The sequence below is a fragment of the Brevibacterium aurantiacum genome (assembly GCF_003932995.1).
Lineage (GTDB): Bacteria > Actinomycetota > Actinomycetes > Actinomycetales > Brevibacteriaceae > Brevibacterium > Brevibacterium aurantiacum.
This window is the reverse complement of sequence record NZ_CP025333.1, coordinates 2,162,995-2,182,445: the sequence shown is the minus strand read 5'-3', so window position 1 is coordinate 2,182,445 and position 19,451 is coordinate 2,162,995. Positions and strand designations below refer to the sequence as shown.

Sequence of the window (19,451 nt, the reverse complement as noted above, 5' to 3'; positions counted from 1 at the left end):
AGCCGGCAGGGGTTGTGCAGATCACCCGCCCTGAACGCGGGGGCACGGGCTCGGCATGAAAGAATGAAGACCGACTTTCCTAGGAGAACCATTGACGATCATCGCGGCCGCAGACGGGTCAGCCCTCGGCAACCCCGGACCCGCCGGCTGGGCTTGGTATGTCGACGATGACTGCTGGCACGCCGGCGGATGGAAAGAATCGACGAACAACCGCGGTGAGCTCATGGCCGTCCTCGACCTGCTGAACTCCACAGCCGACGCCGGTGAGGACCTCAAGGTCTTCTGCGACTCCAAGTACGTCATCAACGCCCTGACGAAGTGGATGCCCGGCTGGAAGCGCAAGGGATGGAAGAAGGCTGACGGCAAGGACGTCCTCAACAAGGATCTCCTCGAACAGCTCGACTCTGCGCTGAAGGGCCGTGAGGTCGAATTCGAATGGGTCAAGGGCCACAGCAATCATGCGATGAACGAGGCCGCCGACGATCGCGCCCGGGCCGCCGCGACCGCCTATCAGAAGAACTCCACGGTTCCCTCCGGGCCCGGATACGTCCCCGCGGGGACGTCGGAGTCGGTCACCGCGCCCTCAGCCGAAGACGATCTGGTTGCAGAAGAGGCTCCGGTCGCAGGTACAGCACCCGTCGCAGACGAGGCCACGACCTTGGTCTCCTGTCGCGTCCCCACTCACATCGCAGACGAACTCGTCTCCCGGGCACAGGCTCAGGGAATCCACCCGCAAGAATTCTTGGCCGACATCATCGGTCGCAGTTTGGAGAATGAATGATTCAGGCATCCGACCTCGAAGTCAACGTCGGCGCCCGTACGCTGATGTCCGAGGTCTCCTTCCGTGTCGACAAGGGCGACCGTGTCGGCCTCGTCGGACGCAACGGTGCGGGCAAGACCACCCTGACGAAGGTGATCATGGGAGGGCACAGCGCCGCGAAGGGCAGTGTCTCCGTGTCGGGATCGGTGGGCTACCTGCCGCAGGATCCCCGCAGCGGCGACCCGCAGGCCACCGGTATGGAGCGCATCCTCTCCGCTCGCGAGCTCGACGTCCTCGTCAAGCGTCTGCGCAAGGCCGAGCACCAGATGGCCTCTCCCGATGAGAACGTTTCGATGAAGGCCATCGACCGCTACCCGCGCATCGAAGCCGAATTCATGGCAGCAGGAGGCTATTCGGCCGAGTCCGAGGCCTACGCCATCGCAGCCAACCTCGGCCTTGACGAAGATCTCATCAATCAGGAGATCGGCACCCTCTCCGGTGGTCAGCGGCGCCGCGTGGAACTGGCCCGAATCCTGTTCTCGGCACCTGACACCATGATCCTCGACGAGCCGACGAACCACCTCGACGCCGAGTCCGTGCTGTGGCTGCGCGACTACCTCAAGGGCTACTCCGGTGGGCTCATCATCATCAGTCACGACCTCGATCTCATTGATGAAGTCGTCAACAAGGTGTTCTTCCTCGACGCGACCCGCCAGACCATCGACATCTACTCGATGGGCTACCGCCTCTACCTCAAGCAGCGTGAAGACGATGAGCGTCGTCGCCGTCGTGAGCGCGCCAATGCTGAGAAGAAGGCCTCGGCACTGACCGCCCAGGCCAACAAGATGATGGCCAAGGCCACGAAGACTGTCGCCGCCCAGCAGATGGCCAAACGCGCCGAACGTCTGCTGTCGGGCCTCGACGCCGAACGCAGCTCCGAGAAGGTCGCGAACCTGCGATTCCCGGCCCCGGCAGACTGCGGACGCGTGCCGTTGACAGCAGAGGGACTCTCACGCAGCTTCGGCTCGACCGAGGTGTTCACCGGCGTCGACCTGGCCATCGACAAGGGCTCTCGCGTTGTCATCCTCGGCTACAACGGTGCCGGTAAGACCACCCTGCTGCGCCTGCTGGCCGGCCTCGACGAACCAGACTCGGGTGAGGTCGTGCCCGGCTTCGGGCTCAAGCTCGGCTACTACGCGCAGGAACACGAAACGCTCGATCTCGAACGCAGCGTGTTGGAGAACATGAAGCGCAACTCGCCGCACCTTGATGACACCGCGGTGCGCAATGTGCTCGGTTCGTTCCTGTTCTCCGGCGATGACGTCCACAAACCCTCGAAGGTGCTCTCCGGTGGCGAGAAGACTCGTCTGGCTCTGGCCACACTCGTGGTCTCCAGCGCCAACGTCCTCCTCCTCGACGAGCCGACGAACAACCTCGACCCGGCCTCGCGTGAGGAGATCCTCTCGGCCATTCGCCGCTATGAGGGTGCCATCATCCTCGTCACCCACGATGAGGGAGCCGTCTCCGCACTCGATCCTGATCGTGTGCTGCTGCTGCCCGACGGTGACGAAGACCTGTGGAACGACACCTACCTGGACCTCGTCACGCTGGCCTGAGGCTCGACCGCTGGCTCAGCTGTGCCGGAAGCGTGCTCAGCTGTGCCTGAAGCGGTCCTCGATGTACTCGTCTTCTTCGGCCTCGGCACGACCGTGCACGCTGGCTGATCTCAATCGGTTGCGGCCGTAGCGGTTGCCGGGCTGCGAGATCTTCGCACCCGCGCCCAGCGCCGCCTTGTCGATCACGACGTACTCGACGTCACCGGTGACCTTCTCGGCAGCCTCGTCGTCGGCTCGTCGCTCACGCCTGGCTGAGATCGACACAGCGATGATGATCATGATGCCGAAGGTGAACCACTGGAGCATGTAGGACAGATGGTTGCCCGGGTCGAGGTCGGGCGCAGGCAGGGGAGTCAGCCCGGACTCATCGGGCAGGCCGTTTCCGGTGTGGACGGCTTCGGCGTAGACATTGTCATAGGCCGAGTCCATGCCGGGGATGCGGGCAGGATCGATGGCCTTGATCAGCCCATCGGGATTCTTATCCTCGGATCCGTCCTGCGCCGGCTGGAGGCGGGCGTTGATGGTCTGCTCACCTGACGGGGCCGGCGGTACCTCGTCGGGTTCCGCGACCCAGCCTCTGACGATCGCGATCGTGTCACCCGAGGTGAGCTCAAACGGGACGACGACGTAGTAGCCGACCTTGTCATTGACCGTGCGGTTGCGGGCGAAGACGGTATCGGATGTCTGGTAGTGCCCGGTCAGCGAGACCTGGCGCCATTCGTCCTCTTCATCGAGCGTTGCCGAGGTGGACGGCAGGATGCTGTCGATGTCGACCGGAGTCGCGGAATAGTTCGCGTTGATCGTGTCGATCTCGTGTTCACGCTGCTCGCGACGATCCTTCTGCCACAGGGCGAGGAAGATGCAGGCAATGACGACGATGATCGTCATCGCGATGTATTTCAGCCACCGTGGGCTGAAGAGGAAGGAATAGCGTGCCATCAACCCGCGTCCTCCGGGATGTCGTCGATGGCGACGTCGCTTTGGTAGAAGCTGCGCAGGGTGAGGAACTCGCGCAGATAGTCGAGATGTTCATCACAGGCCAGCCAGGTCTTACGGCGTTTGGGCATGTGCAGTCTCGGGTTGTTCCACAGGATTGCCCGCGTGGCGTCTGCCCGGCATCCCTTCGCCGAGCACGGGAGCTTCTCGGTCATGCACGATCACCTCGAGTCGGGTCAGTGGGGTCGGCGCTGCCGTCAGCAGACGCAGTGCTGTCAGTGTCGTCGGTGACCGAGCCGTCTGCTTCCCCGGAAACGGTCTCCCCAGGAACGGTGTCACCGGAGATCGTGTCTCCAGAGATCGTGTCTCCGGTGGCCGGCGGCAGCTCGGGCATGGGCGCGTTGTCGATCAAGGCGTTGTCAGAATTGCTGGAGCGTTCCCGGCCGGCATTGGCGAAGATCACGGCGGGGTAGGGGAGGAGCACAGCACCGCCGACGCAGACCCACATCAGCACATGCAGATCCGCCCGGAACATGAAGTAGGCCGCCACGAAGCAGAACGTGCGAATCGCCATGGTGATCGAATATTTGATGATCCGCGACTTCATGTCGTCATCAAGGGCAGTGTCTGCCGTGGTGATCTGCTGCGGGTGCTTGGACATATCCTTCTTCGCTCGATTTCTCCTACAAAATCATACTCTTCGTTTGTGTGAGTCGTATCGACGCCCGCCGGTTCACGATAGGTTAGTGACGGTAGGTTTGATCCCCATCGTGGATCAATCTGTATTGTCCACCAACAGGAGAGATTCGTGTCAGAACCACGCATAGTCCTCGTGACCGGAGGAAACCGCGGAATCGGCCGCACCATCGCCGAGGAATTCCTCGCCCAGGGCGACAAGGTAGCCGTGACTTCCCGCAACGGTGACGCACCCGAAGGCGCACTGGCCGTCTCCGCAGATGTCACCGACACCGATTCACTCGATCGTGCCTTCGCAGAGATCGAGGAGAAGCTGGGCCCCGTCGAGGTGGTTGTGGCCAACGCCGGCATCACCCGAGACAATCTGCTCATGCGGATGAGCGATGACGAGTTCGAAGCCGTCGTCGACACCAACCTCACAGGCACCTTCCGCACCGTCAAGCGCGCCATCACCGGCATGATCCGAGCGAAGAAGGGCCGCATCGTGCTCATCTCCTCGGTGTCCGGGCTCTACGGAGTCCCCGGTCAGGCGAACTATTCGGCCTCGAAGGCCGGACTCGTCGGCTTCGCCCGCTCGGTCACCCGTGAACTCGGCTCACGCGGCATCACCGCCAACGTCGTCGCTCCCGGCTTCATCCGCACCGACATGACGGATGAACTGCCCGAGAAGCAGCAGAAGGAATACCTCGCGACGATCCCCGCGAAGCGATTCGCCGAGGCGACCGAGGTCGCAAAGGTCGTCCGCTGGGTGTCCTCGGACGAGGCCGCCTACATCTCCGGTGCCGTCATTCCCGTCGACGGTGGGCTGGGGATGGGGCACTGAGCCCCGCCAACATCTAGACTTCACACCAAGGGCGTCGGCTCCATAGCCGTCGACGACAACGATTTCACCCACGTTTGAACAGTTTGAAAGGACCACAATGGGAATTCTTGACGGAAAGCGCATCCTCGTCACCGGCGTTCTGACCGAGGCCTCCATCGCCTTCGCAGCAGCCCGCATCGCTCAGGAGCAGGGTGCCGAAGTCATCCTCTCCAGCTTCGGCCGCCAGATGAAGATCACCCAGGTGATCGCCGAACGCCTGCCCGAGACCCCGAAGGTCATCGAACTCGATGCCACCAACGAAGACGACCTGGCCGCACTGCCTGAGCGCCTCGAAGGCAACATCGACGGCATCGTCCACGCCATCGCCTTCGCCCCCAAGGACGCACTCGGCGGCGTGTTCCTCGACACCCCCTGGGACTCCGTGTCCGCAGCGATCCACGTCTCGGCGTTCTCGCTCAAGGCCATCACCGTGGCCGCGAAGCCCGTGCTCAACAAGGGTGCCGGAGTCGTCGGCCTGACCTTCGACGCCACCATCTCCTGGCCGGTCTACGACTGGATGGGCGTGGCCAAGGCCGCCTTCGAGTCCACGGCTCGCTACCTCGCGAAGTACGTCGGCGAAGACGGAGTCCGCGTCAACCTCGTCTCGGCCGGACCGCTGAAGACCACCGCCGCCACCTCGATTCCCGGATTCGGGACCCTCGAAGACATGTGGGGCGACCGCGCACCGCTGGGATGGGACCAGAAGGACACCACCCCGGCAGGCAAGGCGATCGTCGCCCTGCTCTCGGACTGGTTCCCCGCCACCACCGGCGAGATGATCCACGTCGACGGCGGATTCCACTCCACCGGCGCCTGAACCGGACCACCCGACACCCACACTGATCCGGAGAACACGACGATGCCTGTGCTCATTCTCGCCCGCCATGCGAAGGCCGAGGCCGAAGGCCCAACGGACTTCGAACGCTCGTTGAACGCCAAGGGCCTGACTCAGGCTGTTGAGGCCGGAGCCGAAATCGCCGAGCGCTGGTCACCTGACGTGGCCATCGCCTCGGCGGCTCGGCGCACCGTCCAGACCGGGCAGGCCGTGGTCGAAGCCGTCAACCGGAACAACGGGGAACCCGAAACCGGTACCGGCCTCGAACTGCGCCAGGACGAGTCCCTCTACAACGGGGGAGTCGAGGACTGGATCGACGCGATCAACTCGATCCCGGCCGATTCCCAGTGCGCCTATATCGTGGGCCACCAGCCCACCGTCGCCGAGGTGGTCGGTCACCTCAGCAGCTCATCGGGGGTCCCGGACGAGTTCCGTCCCTCCTCGCTCGCAGTCTTCACACTTGAGAGCTGGGACATCGAACCCGGGAATTATCCGGAGCCCGAGCTGCGGGTCTTCCTCGGCGTCTGAACGCCATAGCCAAGAGAGAACTCAGGCGTCTGAACAAGGTTCAGGCGCCTGAGTTCTATTCACGCGTGGTGAGGCTCACACCTGTGCGCGTGTTTCGATGAGGGTGAGCACCTCTCGCAGATCACGATTCGTCACCGCGGCGTCAGCGGCGGCGACAAGTGCCGGTTTGGCACAGAAGGCCACACCCAGACCAGCGGCCTGGATCATTCCGATGTCGTTGGCTCCATCGCCGACAGCCACGGTCCGGGCCGGATCACAGTCGTACTTGGGGATTAGCTGCGAGAAGATCTCGGCCTTCGCGCTGGGATCGATGACACGACCGCTCGTGACACCGGTGAGCAGTCCATCGTGGGAGTCGAGACCATTGGCAAAGACCTCGGTGATGCCCATCGCCTCCGCGACAGGAGCGATGATCTGAGTGAAGCCACCGGAGACCAACGCCACGACGCCGCCACCGGACTGGACTGCGGCAACCAGCTCGCGGGCACCCTGCGTCAACGTGATCTGAGCACGCACCTCATCGAGGACGGAGACCGGCAATCCCTTGAGCAGCGCCACGCGCTCGGCCAGGGAAGCGGCGAAGTCCAACTGGCCGGCCATGGCCCGTTCGGTGATGTCGGCGACCTGAGCCCCCACCTCGGCGTGGACGGCGATGAGGTCGATGACCTCCTCGTTGATGAACGTCGAATCCACGTCCATGACGAGGAGCTGGATCGAATTGCCTGGCATCGGGGCTGCGGAGTCTGAGTCATTCACCCCTTCATCGTAGCGACAGCCATGATGTAGTCGGCGGCCGCGGGGTGCAGGCGCGAGAGCAGATCACCGAAGGCCGGCGGTGCGACCGTGGCCGGAGCCAACACGGTGCGCATCCGTTCATGAATGTCCAGGGCGGCATAGATGGCCCGGGCATCGGCGACGGAGGGGATGAGCCGTGAAATCGGGTGGCTGGTGCTCAGCTCCTCCTGCCAGTCCCGCCATGGACCCTCGCGCCAGTCGGCGGGAACCTCGATGGACTCGATGAGGTTGAGCCCCTCCATCACAAGGAGCCGGAGTCGGCGCAGCGCCTCGGCGGGGGTTCCCGCCGTGACCGGGCGAAAGACCGTGTCCCGGCAGGCGATGACCTCGACGTTGGCCTCGGCGCCGAGGAGGACCACTCCCACCTGGTGCGACCCCGAGTGGAGGACGATCGGAGCCGTGTGCCGACCGACCCTGAGCCGGTCGGCCTTGTCCACCGGTGGGGTCGTATGCGGCAGGGACGGGTGGTGCAGAGCCAAGCGCGCGTGCGTGATACCGGCGGCCTTCGCCTCGGCGGTGAAGAGCAGCAGACCCGTCGGCGGTGAGGTGCCGAAGACGTCGTCGGCGACGATGAGAGGGACATCACGATCGTCATCGAGGAAGGCAGCACTGACCTCGTCAGGGGCGAGGCTGGAGTGCAGGCGATGGTTCATCGCCAGGGTCAGCAGCAGTGAGTCGGTAGTCAAGTCCATGTCGAACCAGAATAGACGCCGAGCCTGCGATAGAGTTGGCTGATATGAGTGATGTCCTGACTTTGGATTCAGTTTCCGTGCGCCGAGGAGCCAATTTCCTCCTCCAAGATTTCTCCCTGACCGTCTCCGAGGGTGAGCATTGGGCCGTTCTCGGACCCAACGGCGCCGGCAAGACGACGTTGCTGGAAATGGCCGCCGGGCGAATGCACCCGACAACGGGCACCGTCGGAATCTTAGAAGAGCGCCTCGGCCGCGTCGACGTGTTCGAACTGCGTCCGCGCATCGGCTATGCCTCGACCGCGTTGGCCAACCGCATCCCTCTGTCCGAGGCCGTGCTCGACACCGTGCTGACTGCCGCCTACGGCGTCACCGGTCGCTGGGTCGAGGAATACGAAACCGATGACACTGACCGAGCCAAGGACCTCCTCGGCGCGTTCAACATCTCCCACCTGGCCGATCGCACCTTCGGCACCCTGTCCGAGGGCGAGCGCAAGCGGGTGCAGATCGCCCGTGCGCTGATGACGGATCCGGAGCTGCTGCTCCTCGACGAACCCGCCTCCGGACTCGACCTGGGCGGTCGTGAGGAGCTGCTGGCTGCGCTGACGGAGATTCTGTCCTCGAAGTGGGCTCCAGCGACGATCATGGTCACCCATCACGTCGAGGAGATCCCTGTGGGCATCACCCACGTGCTGCTTCTGGCCGAGGGCACCGATCTTGCCGCCGGTCCCATCGATGAGACGCTGACGGCCGACAACCTCTCGGCGACCTTCGGCATCGACGTCAAGCTCACCCGCGACGGGCAGCGGTTCCACGCCCGATCCCAGTACTGAGCATGGACCCAGTTCTCGGAATGGAACTGTGGCAGATCGCGCTGATCGTCCTCGCAGGAATCGGCGCCGGCGGAATCAACGCCGTCGTCGGCTCCGGCACCCTCATCACCTTCCCGGTACTCGTCGCCTTCGGCGTGCCCCCGGTCGTGTCGACGATGAGCAACGCGGTCGGCCTCATCCCCGGCAACATCGCCTCGTCCTTCGGCTACCGCGAGGAGCTCAAGGGCCAATGGCGGAGGATCCTCGGCTTCGTGCCGGCCTCCATCCTGGGGTCGCTGACCGGCGCCTATCTGCTTCTCCACCTGCCAGAAGATGCCTTCGAGACGATCGTGCCAGTCCTCCTCGTCGTCGCCCTCGTCATGGTCGTGGCCCAGCCGGCGCTGTCACGTCATCTCAAGAGCCGAGCGGTGCGCCGTGCCGAAAAGGCAGGCAAAGAGCATGTGGCGGCCTCGGCTGGCGATAAACTCTCCACCGGCCGCTATGTTCTCGTTCTCCTCGCCGTCTTCCTCACCGCGATCTACGGCGGCTACTTCGCCGCGGCTCAGGGCATCATCCTCATCGCCCTGCTCGGACTGCTCCTGCCCGATGACCTGCAGCGGCTCAACGGACTGAAGAACGTCCTCGTCTTGGTCGTCAACACGGTCTCGGCGAGCACCTACATCATCGTCGGCCACGACCGGATCAACTGGATCGCCGTCATCTGCATCGCCATCGGCTCACTCATCGGCGGCTACTTCGGGGCCCGCGTGGGCCGCAAGTTCTCGCCCGTCCTGCTGCGCACCATCATCGTCATCCTCGGCCTCGTCGCTATCTGGCGAATCCTCACACTGTGATCGCATGAACACACCCGCCAAGGCACCACTGACAAGGCAGCAGGTCATCGACCGTGCGGCCGAGCTCGGCATCACCGCCGACCGCCTGCGGTTCTTCGACGAGGAGACGATCAACGGCGAAGGCGGCGGCAGCGCCGTCGACGAGGTCGAGTTCAGTGTCTCGGCCACCGAACTGTATGACTACACCCAGCTGACGGATGTCGCCCTGCGCAGCGTCCGGGAACCAGCCGATGGTCTGTTCATCGCCGAGTCCTCGAAGATCATCCGCCGCGCCCACGCCGCAGGCATGGTTCCCCGGTCCTACCTGACCAGCCCGAAGTGGCTCTTCGACTTAGCCGACCTCATCGCCGCCTACGATGCACCGATCTTCATCGGCACCGACGCTGCTGTCGAAGCGCTGACCGGCTTCCACCTGCACCGAGGTGCTCTGGCGGCCATGCATCGCCCGGCGATGGACGATGTCTCCCAGCTCGTGGCCAAGGCCAGACGCATCGTCGTCATCGAAGACGTCGTCGACCATACGAACGTGGGCGCGATCTTCCGATCCGCCGCCGCGTTCGGCGTCGATGCCGTCCTGGTCACGCCGAGGTGCGCCGATCCTCTCTACCGGCGTTCCATCCGAGTCTCCATGGGCACGGTGTTCCAGGTGCCGTGGACGCGGATCGAGTCCTGGCCGGCTGGAGTCGACTCATTGCGTGAGCTCGGCTTCCATGTCGCAGCTCTGGCCCTCGAACAGGATTCGGTGGCCATCCGTGATTTCGCTGCGAACGCTCCCGAGCGCACCGCCATCGTCTTCGGCACCGAGGGCGACGGTCTGCGCCGCTCGACGATCGCCGCCTGCGATTCGACGGTGATGATCCCGATGTCAGGGGGAGTGGACTCACTCAACGTCGCAGCCGCGTCGGCGGTGGCCTGCTTTGCTCTGCAGAACGACTGATCTCGTGTCAGCGGCTGACACGCCCTCAGCTAACGCTTCTATTTGGACGCGATGTGAAGACTATCGGCAAGCACGTTTCCAACGCTTTGCGCGGGGAGCTCGAAGGAGAATCAACTGTCGCGAAATTTGCGATAGTTCAGAGTGAGGGGCAACGCATAACCACTCGACTGGTGATCCGGCCGAAAAAGATCTGATGATCGCACTCATCATTCGTATGATCATCCCTGAGACACGGTGACCCGAATTCCAGCAAAGACTGAGTGGAGGGTGTCGATGCCCGCTGGAGTGGACTCACTCAACGTCGCAGCCGCCTCGGCGGTGGCCTGCTTTGCTCTGCAGACGGAGCCTGAAGCTGCTCTCTGAGGTCGAGCCTCACGCCACACCAACTGCACAAGCGCCATCCATATCCTTGCTCAATGATGGTCACTCGCCCCGGTTTCGTGTGATGATGTCGGTGTGAGCACAGACGCACCGCTGAGACCAACGGTCGATGATCTCGAGGAACTGCGTATTCGGCTGACTGCCTACTGCTACCGAATGCTCGGCAACGTGGCGGACACCGACGACGCAGTCCAGGAGACGATCCTGCGGGCCTACCGCTCCCTTGAGAGCTATGACCCGCAACGGGCAAAGCTCACCACCTGGGTGCACCGGATCGCGACCAATATCTGCCTGGATCTGCTGCGCGGCGCACGTCGCCGGTCCAGGGCCACCGACCTGGGCCCTGCGCGGACAGGCACCACGTCTGCTGATTTGGGTGCGCCGCTGTCAGCCGATCACTTCGTCGAACCGATCCCTGACTCCCGGGTGATCTCGGCCACCGACCCGGCCGAGATCGTCGAACAGCGTTTGAGCGTGCGCTATGCCTTCATCGCGGCTTTGCAGCGTCTGGCACCACGGCAACGCGCGGTGCTCCTGCTGCGTGAGGTTCTCAGCTTCAGCGCCGAGGAGTCCGCGCACATCATCGGAACCACGGTGCCTGCCGTCAACAGCGCCCTGCAACGGGCACGAGCACGCTTGGCGAAGTCCCCACCAGAGACAACAGAGGTCTTCGACCCCACCGACGCCCGGCAGAGGCAACTGCTCGATGACTATGTCAGCGCCTTCGAGGCCCACGACATGGTCGCGCTCCGGCGTCTGTTGCGTGAAGACGCTCGGTCCTCGATGCCGCCGTTCGCCTGGTGGCTCGAAGGACGAGAGACCATTCTTACGGTCATGGGCGCAGCCGATGCCTGCGACGGTGACCGACTCATTCCCGTGCCGATCAACGGCAGCCCAGGCTTCGGGCAGTACCGGGTCGGCAGCGACGGTGTGCCGCGTGCCTTTGCGCTGCTCCTCGTCGAGGTGCGAGAGAACACGGTGTCCCATCTGGTCACTTTCCTCGGCAGCCAGGGACGATTCCGCGAGTTCGGCCTCCCAGAGAGTGTGGACCCCACTGCCTGAGACGCTCGTCTGAAAAGAATTTCGTCGTCGACCGATGAGTTCGCACCCGGACCTGCGTATAAGAAGTATGAACCCAAAGAAGAACACACATCCCTCCGCTGAACTCATCCGCGACGAGACCTTCGCCGAGCGCGCCCGCGTGGTCGACCTGCTTAACGGACTCGACTCACACGACTGGTCGGCACCTTCGCTGTGCACCGGGTGGCGGGTCAGGGAAGTCGTCGCCCATATGACGATGGCCTACCGACACAGAGGTCTCCGTTTCCTTCTGGGCCTGGCCAGACGTGGATTCAGGTTCAACGACTTCGCCGATCATCTCGCCCACGAGGACACGAACACACTCACGAACGCCGACCTCCTGGCCGCGCTGAGAGAGAATATCCGCAATCCATGGAGACCACCCGGCGGCGGTCCGGTGGGAGCCCTCAGCCACGACGTCATCCACGGCCTCGACATCACGGAGCCTCTGGGACTTGCATCGGCACCCGCAGAACGGATCAGACTCGTACTCGAACAGGCAGGGGAGAAGAACCTCGCCTACTTCGGCACGGATCTCACCGGTGTCAGACTCATCGCCGAGGACGCAGAGTTCAGCATGGGCACCGGCCCGCGCGAAGTGCGGGCGAGCGCCCGGGAGATGCTGCTGACGGTCACGGGGCGCCGACCATTGCGGGACCAGAGCCCTCCACGGCGCTGACCGGGGGCGAGACCGGCTGTGGGAGACTGGAGACAGACATTGTCCTGCCGTTTTCATGACCATTTTCGTCGTGACTTTGGCGCACGTGACCGCACAAGAGGAGACCAGTGGACCGCACCACACTCGCCCACGCCCTGGAAGCAGCTCGCATCACCGGTGAGGTGGGAACACCCCGAGAGAACAACCTCTCCCACATCCACCGGTTCCTCGCACAGGAGAAGCAGTTCGACTTCGGTGTCGAACTCACCCGCGATTGGGACTATGACTCCGTGTTCGCTCTTATGGTCGACCGGTGCGGGCTGCGTCCCGAAACGGACTTCGTCGAGGGTGTGGACACGATTTCGACGCAACGCTGCATCGATGCCGTCGAGCGTGTAGCCGTGGCTATCGGCGAGGTCACTCGTGCCGGGGGAGAGATACTCTTCGCCACCGGTCATCCCGCGGGCCTGCTTCCCGTGCACATGGCCATCGCCGCGGCCGCTGATGCCGGCGGCGCCACAATCATGCACCAGGCCAACGCCGTTCCGGTTCCGGGACTCGGCGGCGACTGCCGGCAGATCAACCGCGTGTGGACCTGGCACCAGCACGGTGGGACCCCGCACACTCACCTCGCCGAACCCATGCACGCACTGCTGGATGACATCACTTGCCGAGGTGGCGCTGCCCCCGACCTGATCGTGGCCGATCATGGGTGGGCAGGTGCGGCCTCGACACGGGGACTGCGCACGCTGGGCTACGCGGACTGCAACGATCCGGCCCTCTTCGTCGCCGAGGCGCAGAGAGCCATCGAGGTCACCGTCCCTCTCGATGACGACGTCGTGCCCTACCTCTACGAACCACTCATCGACTTTGTGCTCGACAAGGCAGGACTGAGCTGACCGACGACCTCAGCTGACCGACGACCTGAGCTGACCGAGAATCTCAGCTGATCTCGTTCGCGAGACCCTCGACCACCTCGGCGGTGGGAAGCGATGCCAACGCTGCACCGGAGAGGATGAGCTTGGAACCACGGATGCCTGAACCGATGATGAGCTCTTTGGCCTCGGCGACGCGTGAGTCGATGAGGATCCGGTAGTCGGCAGGCAGACCGATGGGCCCGATGCCGCCGTACTCCATCCCCGATTCGCCGACCGCACGGTCCATGGGCAGGAACGAGGCCTTGCGCACGTCGAGGAGTTTCTTCACGCGCTTGTTCACATCGGCACGGGTGTTCGCGAGCACCATGCAGGCGGCGATGCGCTCCTCACCGGAACGCGAACCGGCGACGAGAACACAGTTCGCCGAGGTTTCGGGTCCCAGCCCGGTGGCATCGAGCAGGGCGGCTGTGTCGGCGATCTGCGGATCGATGGCGAACGCGTGGACCTCGCCGGCGATCGACGACAGCGCCTCGGCGGTCGATGCGGCCATGAGGTCGGGAGCGGTTGCGGCGGGCGTGAGGTCGAATTGCGCGGAGATGCGTTCCTTGGTGTTCATGGCCACAGTTTAGGAGACGGTGCGGGAATCGCTTTGGGCCGGTCCATCAGATAGACTGGACTGTCGCTTCGTGTCCGGTTCCTACGGTACGGGGCGTGTCCAGCAGACGAATTCGGGCACTGGCGGATGGGTCGACCCATACCAGGCGCCTGAGCGGATTCAGCAAAGGTAAGAATATGAAAAAGGACATCCACCCGGAATACGCACCGATCGTGTTCAACGATCTGTCGTCGGGAACCAAGATCCTCACCCGCTCGACCGCGAAGAGCGACAAGACGATCGAGTGGGAAGATGGCAACACCTACCCAGTCATCGACGTTGAGATCTCGAGTGCATCGCACCCGTTCTACACCGGAAAGCAGCGCATCCTCGACTCCGCAGGCCGCGTCGAGAAGTTCAAGGATCGCTACAAGGGCTTCGGCAAGCGCTGACCCCCTGTCGGTTTCGACCGACCCGACGGTTCCGACCGTCACGCATGACTCATGCGAACTGCCCCGCACACCTGAGCTGGTGTGCGGGGCAGTTCTCTGTCTCCTGCTGGTCGAGACGCTCTGGTTCGGACGCTCGGGTCAGTCCACCGTGACCCGGACCTCGGGTGAGGGCTGAGTCCGTGCCGCGGGGTGGAACAGTGAGGCCACGCCGGTGGCGTTGTCGAGGCAGTTTGCGATGCCGTGAGCGACCTTCTCCTTCGCCGAGACGACCGCGTCCTGGATGCTCAAGCCAGTGGCGATGCCAGCGGCGATGGATGAGGCGAAGGAACAGCCTGCACCGTTGACGAGTTTCTCATTGACCTTGCGTGAGCGCAGCGTCGTGATGCTCTCACCGTCGAAGACGATGTCGATGGCATCTTCACCGGCCAGACGTGCACCACCCTTGACGACGACGTTCTTCGCACCCTGGGCGTGGATGATCTTCGCGGCCTCGACCATGCCCTCAACCGAATCGATGGGCTCGAGTCCGGCCAACGTGGCGGCCTCTTCGAGGTTCGGGGTGATGACCGTGGCCAAAGGCACGAGGTTGTCGACGAAGAGATCCTTGAGGTCGACCATTGTGCCCGCACCCTTGCAGACGAGGACGGGGTCGAAGACATAGGGCAGCTCATTGGTCTTCAGCTTCTGAGCCAGGACCAGCGCGTTCTCCACGGACCCGAGCATGCCCGACTTGATCGCATCGAACTTGTGCACGGCCAGCGTCGATTCGAGCTGCCTGGTCACGACCTCGGGGTCGATGAATTCGATGACGTGGCTGAAGCCGTCATTCGGGTCGAAGGTGACGATGCAGGTCACGGCGGCGGTGCCGAATGCGCCGTATTCTTCGAACATCTTCAGGTCGGCTTCGAGTCCAGCTCCGCCGGAGACGTCGGAACCGGCGATCGTGAGCACTTTGGAGGTCATAGTGGTCCTTTCGGGAATTGCTGTCGGGCAGAAGTCTACGCGCGTTCAGGCGCCGGTGTATCCCTGCTGCCGCCACGCCTCGTAGATCGCGATCGACGCGGAATTGGCAAGATTGAGCGACCGCCTCGACGGCAGCATCGGGATGCGCACGGACAGATCCACATGGTCATCGTCGACGACGGAATCGGGCAGACCCGTCGACTCCTGACCGAAGAGGAGGACATCACCGTCACGGTAGTCCACCTCGGCGAAGGACTGATCCGTGTGGGTCGTGAACGCAATGACCCGACGCTCGCCGAGGTGGTTCCACAGATCCGTCAGAGACGCATGGACCGTGACGTGGGCCAGATCGTGGTAGTCCAGTCCCGCGCGACGCAGCTTGGCATCGGAGAGGTCGAAGCCCAAGGGCTCGACGAGGTGGAGGTGGGCACCCGTGACCGCGGCCAATCGGATGGCGTTGCCGGTGTTGCCGGGGATCTCGGGTGTGTGGAAGACGATGTCGATGTTCATATGACACCCATTTTGTCACTGATCGCCCGCTTGCCGGTCCACGAGCTTGGTTACTGCGAGTCCGAGGATGTGGTCGCGAGTCGAACGAGCAGATAGCCCTGGCGGGTCGACTCGGGGAACGGGCCGGAACGATCGGGTTCGCGTTCGATGCGGGTCACGGGCGTGAACCCATGGTCTTCGGCGATCGTGAGCACCTGTTCGATCGATCGGCGGTGGAAGTCGAGATCGACGTCGAAGCCGGCGGCCTGGGCCTGATGATCCACGCGGTCACCGAGTTGGAAGGCCAGTTGGAACCACCCTCCCGGACGCAGCACTCGTGCCGCCTCGGCGAATACGGTGGGCAGGGACTCATCGGGAATATGGATGATGGAATACCAGGCGACGAGTCCGGAGACGCTGTTGTCGAGGTTCGGCAGCGCGGTCATCGACCCGGTGGTGAAGTCAAGGTTCGGGTAGAGGCGAGTTGCCTGGGCGATCATCGCGGGGGAGAGGTCGAGGCCAGAGGGGCTCAGCCCCAGGGCGGCAAGGAATGCCGTGATCCGACCTGGGCCGCACCCGATCTCAAGGGTCTCGGAATGTCCTGTGGAGAGCACGAGTTCGGAGAAGGCGCCGAGGACCGCACGGTCATGCGGCTTCGCAGTGAGCTCGGCAGAAATCCAGTCTGTGTACGTCTCCGCGATCGCATCATAGGAGGCTCGGGTGGCGCACTCCCTGGCTGCCGTCTCGACCTGTTCCTGTGAGCCTGTCCGAGCCGGGTGTGTGGTCTCGTTGGTCCCATCGCTCATGCAGTCAGCCTACCGCCGAGGCGGTCCGGGTCGAGCGCGGAGCGTCTCCGCGGGGACGCCTGTGTGCGTGAGATTCCAATCATATCGAACTGGGATATTCAACAGACGAAACAAAATAGAATGAGGTGGATTGAAAGTCTTCTCTCGCACATGATGATTCCGATCACGTGTCAGTGGCTCCTCGTATGGTGAAGGCACGGTTCGAGGTCAGGGGGACTCCCGGACCGAGCGGCTGTGAAGGCCGAAGAAGAAGGGTGAGAACCATGATGAAGAAGACGCCGGCCGATCCGTTTGAGGCGGAATGGCGACACGCCCGGGCGGACAATACGGCCGCGTAAATCTTGCCTATTTAGAACACTAGTTCGATAATGGATGTCATGTCTGCAGTGCCACTCGTTGAACAGCTCAGCCGGGAGATGGGTATCTCCACGGCTACTGCTCTGTTCGATGGGCTCGTTCCTCGCCCCGTGGACCCGGTGCTGGCCCCGATGTTCCGCCGAGGTGGTCTTCCCCGAGGTGAGATCGTGACACTGACCGGAGGCCAATCCCTCAGCTGCGCCCTGGCCACGATCGCCATGGCAACCCAAGAACAGAAATGGTGTGCAGGCATCGGACTCGGTGAACCGGCCGTGTCATCCATCGCCGACTTGGGTGTTGACCTCGACCACTTCGTCAACCTCGTCACCCCGGCCGAAGACTGGCTGCGTGTGGCCTCCATCCTCATCGAATCCTTCGACGTCCTCGTCGTCGATCCAGGATTTCTGCCCAGTGCCGGCGAACGCGCCCGGCTGCTGGCGAAGGTGCGCGAACGCAAGATCAGCTTCATCAGCCTGACCTCGATGCCCGGCAGCACGGAGCAGATCACCATCACCGACACGCAGTGGTCGGGCACAGAACACGGCCATGGACGTCTCCGATCCTGCCTCGTGCAGGCCCGATCCCAGACCGGCGTCCACCGGTTCCTGCTGCCCGGACCGGACGGAACTCCCAGCGAAGCACCACCACGCACCCCGACTGAGGGAACATTCGAACGGCCGGTGATCCGCAGTGTCAGCTGAAGCCGCGCCAGGCAAGAAGAGCCCCACGGCGGTGCGCAGCGACCCAGCAGATAGCGACAGTGCGCCTGCCGCCGCGAGCGCCGAGGGTCGTCGCACGCTCGTTCTCACCGTTCCCGATTGGTCCGCCGTGGCCGCCGCGACCGAGCACGAGTTCAGCCCGCGCACTCCGGTAGCGGTGCTCAGCGGGGGCAAGGTCGTTGCGGCCAACGCGCCTGCTCGTGCCGCCGGAATCGCGTTGGGCAACAACAAACGCGCGGTCGGATATCGCTGTCCCGAAGCCCAAGTGGTGGCCTGGAATGAAGAGACAGACAACCGACACTTCTCCGCAGGAGTCGGAGCGCTCGAGGAACTCGTGGCACGGTTCACTCTGCTCAGCCCCGGCACGCTCGCCATTCCCCTCGACTCGCTCAAGCACGGCTATGCCGATGAGCCCAGCGCCGTTGAGGCTCTGATCTCCGCGCTGGTGGCGGCCACCGGGTGGGAGTTCTTCCCCGGCATCGCCGACACCGTCTTCGCAGCAGTCCTCGCCGCGGGGCAGGCGCGGCGGGTCGAGCCGGGGGAGACTGCAGAGTTCTTGGCCGCCCAGCCGATCAGCACCCTCGAGTATGCGGGGGCAGGTGCGACCGAACTCATCGACACCTTCACCCAGCTGGGCCTGCGCACCTTGGGAGATCTGGCCGGAATCGACGTGCGGGCGGTGAACTCACGTTTCGGGACGCTGGGCAAACACGCTCACGATCTGGCCACAGGCGTCGAATGGGCACCCTTGAACGATCATGTGCGGGAGGAGAAGCTCACCGTCGAACTCGGTCTGGACGAGCCGACGACTCGCAGTGACACCTTAGGATTCCTGACCCGCCAGCTCGCCGCCGACCTGCTGACCACAGTGCGCCGCCGAGGACTCGTATGCACACAGATCACGATCGAGCTCATCGCCGTCTCGGGACAGTCCTCGAAGCGGACCTGGCGGATCGAGGACATGAACGAGAACACCATCGCCGATCGTCTGCGGTGGCAGGCAGAAGGATGGTTGGCCGGAAGCACTCGAAAGGGACCAGCCTCCCCTCAGCAGGGTTCAACCCCTTCCCGCACGAGCAGCAAGAACCGCAAAGACAGCAGGCACAGCAAGGACAGGGAGACGCCGGCCCCCGACGAGCCTGGCCCCGACCCGGAGGACTTCTCCGAGGAAGGCATCATCGCTCTTGGCCTCGTGGCCGCGGAGCTGACCACCCCCATCGGGGCGACGAGGAGCCTGTTCGATGAGAACACCGGGCAGGTCACTCACACGCTGGAGCGGCTGCAGGGACTGTTCGGCCCCGACGCGGTTCTGGTCCCGGGGCTGCAGGGCGGATGGGATCCGGCCGAGACAAACCTGTGGACGCCGTGGCAGCAGGCGGCATCACCGGTGCGCAGCCCCGGGGCACCCTGGCCTGGGGCACTGCACGCACCCCGACCGACGACGGTTGAGAACCTGCCCGTCGACGTGCTTGCCGTGGGAGGTCGCTCGGTGGGGGCTCGCCCCGCAGGCCTGGAATCGGCACCGTACGCGATCCGCTTTCCGACTGGAGCCACCGAGGCAATCGTTGACTATTCGGGCTCCTGGCCCGTGGAATCCGGTTGGTGGGATCCGGCGAAAGCCACCTATCGGACCCGTCTGCAGGTCGTCACAGACTCGGGACAGGCACTGCTGCTGAGCAAAGAGAACGGCCAGTGGCACATCACCGGCCGATACCGCTGATGCACCGAACCACCGAGATGAGGGAGCTGAACC

General features: G+C 63.8%; 23 protein-coding genes. 14 read left to right on the top strand and 9 right to left on the bottom strand.

Annotated elements, in window-relative coordinates:
- The first annotated feature begins 91 nt into the window (after positions 1-91).
- Together CXR25_RS10190 and CXR25_RS10185 are read left to right on the top strand one after the other, a co-directional pair.
- On the top strand, positions 92-781 hold the full coding sequence (locus CXR25_RS10190) for a ribonuclease H family protein (RefSeq protein WP_096145584.1): 690 nt from the start codon (positions 92-94) through the stop codon (positions 779-781).
- The gene (locus CXR25_RS10185) at positions 778-2,376 is read left to right on the top strand and encodes an ABC-F family ATP-binding cassette domain-containing protein (RefSeq protein ID WP_009881351.1); all 1,599 of its coding nucleotides are present in this window, start codon (positions 778-780) and stop codon (positions 2,374-2,376) included. Before CXR25_RS10190 ends, CXR25_RS10185 begins: the two co-directional genes overlap by 4 nt.
- A 36-nt stretch (positions 2,377-2,412) precedes the next feature.
- Here CXR25_RS10185 and CXR25_RS10180 read toward each other — a convergent pair whose 3' ends face one another.
- From CXR25_RS10180 to CXR25_RS10170, 3 genes are read right to left on the bottom strand one after another with little or no spacing between them, the layout of a single operon-like run.
- Positions 2,413-3,315 carry an SURF1 family cytochrome oxidase biogenesis protein gene (locus tag CXR25_RS10180; RefSeq protein ID WP_096145583.1) on the bottom strand — a complete coding sequence of 301 codons (903 nt, stop codon included), beginning with the start codon at positions 3,313-3,315 and terminating at the stop codon, positions 2,413-2,415.
- Positions 3,315-3,527 (bottom strand): hypothetical protein, encoded by a 213-nt coding sequence (locus CXR25_RS10175; protein WP_009881349.1) that lies wholly within the window; start codon positions 3,525-3,527, stop codon positions 3,315-3,317. Before CXR25_RS10175 ends, CXR25_RS10180 begins: the two co-directional genes overlap by 1 nt.
- On the bottom strand, positions 3,524-3,973 hold the full coding sequence (locus CXR25_RS10170) for a DUF3099 domain-containing protein (RefSeq protein ID WP_009881348.1): 450 nt from the start codon (positions 3,971-3,973) through the stop codon (positions 3,524-3,526). The genes CXR25_RS10175 and CXR25_RS10170 overlap by 4 nt, the downstream gene beginning before the upstream one ends.
- 147 nt (positions 3,974-4,120) lie before the next feature.
- Between CXR25_RS10170 and CXR25_RS10165 the strand changes: the two genes are divergently transcribed.
- From CXR25_RS10165 to CXR25_RS10155, 3 genes are all read left to right on the top strand, one after another.
- Positions 4,121-4,831 carry a beta-ketoacyl-ACP reductase gene (locus tag CXR25_RS10165; protein WP_009881347.1) on the top strand — a complete coding sequence of 237 codons (711 nt, stop codon included), beginning with the start codon at positions 4,121-4,123 and terminating at the stop codon, positions 4,829-4,831.
- 97 nt (positions 4,832-4,928) lie between these two features.
- Positions 4,929-5,687, top strand: coding sequence for an enoyl-ACP reductase FabI (gene fabI / locus CXR25_RS10160; protein ID WP_009881346.1), 759 nt, complete (start codon positions 4,929-4,931; stop codon positions 5,685-5,687).
- Between the two features lie 42 nt (positions 5,688-5,729).
- Entirely contained in the window at positions 5,730-6,233 is a 504-nt protein-coding gene (locus CXR25_RS10155) for a SixA phosphatase family protein (RefSeq protein WP_009881345.1), read from the top strand.
- 75 nt (positions 6,234-6,308) lie between these two features.
- Here CXR25_RS10155 and serB read toward each other — a convergent pair whose 3' ends face one another.
- Positions 6,309-6,989: a phosphoserine phosphatase SerB gene (gene serB, locus CXR25_RS10150; RefSeq protein WP_009881344.1), complete on the bottom strand. Its 681-nt coding sequence runs from the start codon at positions 6,987-6,989 to the stop codon at positions 6,309-6,311.
- On the bottom strand, positions 6,986-7,720 hold the full coding sequence (locus tag CXR25_RS10145; RefSeq protein ID WP_114384910.1) for a hypothetical protein: 735 nt from the start codon (positions 7,718-7,720) through the stop codon (positions 6,986-6,988). The genes serB and CXR25_RS10145 overlap by 4 nt, the downstream gene beginning before the upstream one ends.
- A gap of 44 nt (positions 7,721-7,764) precedes the next feature.
- On the opposite strand from CXR25_RS10145, the gene CXR25_RS10140 reads away from it, so the two are divergent.
- The 6 genes from CXR25_RS10140 to CXR25_RS10110 all read left to right on the top strand — a co-directional run bounded on the left by CXR25_RS10140 (position 7,765) and on the right by CXR25_RS10110 (position 13,338).
- A complete protein-coding gene (locus CXR25_RS10140) occupies positions 7,765-8,550 on the top strand; it encodes an ABC transporter ATP-binding protein (protein WP_069600222.1) in 786 nt (261 codons plus the stop codon).
- 20 nt (positions 8,551-8,570) lie between these two features.
- On the top strand, positions 8,571-9,383 hold the full coding sequence (locus CXR25_RS10135) for a sulfite exporter TauE/SafE family protein (RefSeq protein WP_009881341.1): 813 nt from the start codon (positions 8,571-8,573) through the stop codon (positions 9,381-9,383).
- 4 nt (positions 9,384-9,387) lie between these two features.
- Positions 9,388-10,320, top strand: coding sequence for a TrmH family RNA methyltransferase (locus CXR25_RS10130; RefSeq protein WP_101556318.1), 933 nt, complete (start codon positions 9,388-9,390; stop codon positions 10,318-10,320).
- A gap of 456 nt (positions 10,321-10,776) precedes the next feature.
- Complete coding sequence (locus CXR25_RS10120) at positions 10,777-11,763, top strand: RNA polymerase subunit sigma-70 (protein ID WP_101556319.1); 987 nt, start codon at positions 10,777-10,779, stop codon at positions 11,761-11,763.
- Positions 11,764-11,830: 67 nt separating this feature from the next.
- Positions 11,831-12,460, top strand: a complete 630-nt coding sequence (locus CXR25_RS10115; RefSeq protein WP_009881331.1) for a maleylpyruvate isomerase family mycothiol-dependent enzyme — start codon at positions 11,831-11,833, stop codon at positions 12,458-12,460.
- 107 nt (positions 12,461-12,567) lie between these two features.
- Complete coding sequence (locus tag CXR25_RS10110; RefSeq protein WP_114384909.1) at positions 12,568-13,338, top strand: phosphatase; 771 nt, start codon at positions 12,568-12,570, stop codon at positions 13,336-13,338.
- A gap of 43 nt (positions 13,339-13,381) precedes the next feature.
- On the opposite strand, the gene CXR25_RS10105 is transcribed toward CXR25_RS10110, so the two are convergent.
- The gene (locus CXR25_RS10105; protein WP_096145578.1) at positions 13,382-13,933 is read right to left on the bottom strand and encodes a YbaK/EbsC family protein; all 552 of its coding nucleotides are present in this window, start codon (positions 13,931-13,933) and stop codon (positions 13,382-13,384) included.
- 176 nt (positions 13,934-14,109) lie between these two features.
- Between CXR25_RS10105 and CXR25_RS10100 the strand changes: the two genes are divergently transcribed.
- Positions 14,110-14,364, top strand: a complete 255-nt coding sequence (locus CXR25_RS10100; protein ID WP_009881328.1) for a type B 50S ribosomal protein L31 — start codon at positions 14,110-14,112, stop codon at positions 14,362-14,364.
- A gap of 138 nt (positions 14,365-14,502) precedes the next feature.
- Here CXR25_RS10100 and CXR25_RS10095 read toward each other — a convergent pair whose 3' ends face one another.
- The 3 genes from CXR25_RS10095 to CXR25_RS10085 are packed head-to-tail and all read right to left on the bottom strand — an operon-like array spanning position 14,503 to position 16,622.
- Positions 14,503-15,327 (bottom strand): PfkB family carbohydrate kinase, encoded by an 825-nt coding sequence (locus tag CXR25_RS10095; protein ID WP_069600218.1) that lies wholly within the window; start codon positions 15,325-15,327, stop codon positions 14,503-14,505.
- 45 nt (positions 15,328-15,372) lie between these two features.
- On the bottom strand, positions 15,373-15,837 hold the full coding sequence (locus CXR25_RS10090; RefSeq protein WP_009881326.1) for a tRNA (cytidine(34)-2'-O)-methyltransferase: 465 nt from the start codon (positions 15,835-15,837) through the stop codon (positions 15,373-15,375).
- 50 nt (positions 15,838-15,887) lie between these two features.
- A complete protein-coding gene (locus CXR25_RS10085; RefSeq protein ID WP_009881325.1) occupies positions 15,888-16,622 on the bottom strand; it encodes a class I SAM-dependent methyltransferase in 735 nt (244 codons plus the stop codon).
- A gap of 377 nt (positions 16,623-16,999) precedes the next feature.
- Between CXR25_RS10085 and CXR25_RS10080 the strand changes: the two genes are divergently transcribed.
- Together CXR25_RS10080 and CXR25_RS10075 are read left to right on the top strand one after the other, a co-directional pair.
- Positions 17,000-17,680: a P-loop NTPase family protein gene (locus CXR25_RS10080; RefSeq protein ID WP_180959470.1), complete on the top strand. Its 681-nt coding sequence runs from the start codon at positions 17,000-17,002 to the stop codon at positions 17,678-17,680.
- Complete coding sequence (locus tag CXR25_RS10075; protein ID WP_240519902.1) at positions 17,670-19,418, top strand: Y-family DNA polymerase; 1,749 nt, start codon at positions 17,670-17,672, stop codon at positions 19,416-19,418. Before CXR25_RS10080 ends, CXR25_RS10075 begins: the two co-directional genes overlap by 11 nt.
- The last annotated feature ends 33 nt before the right edge of the window (positions 19,419-19,451 follow it).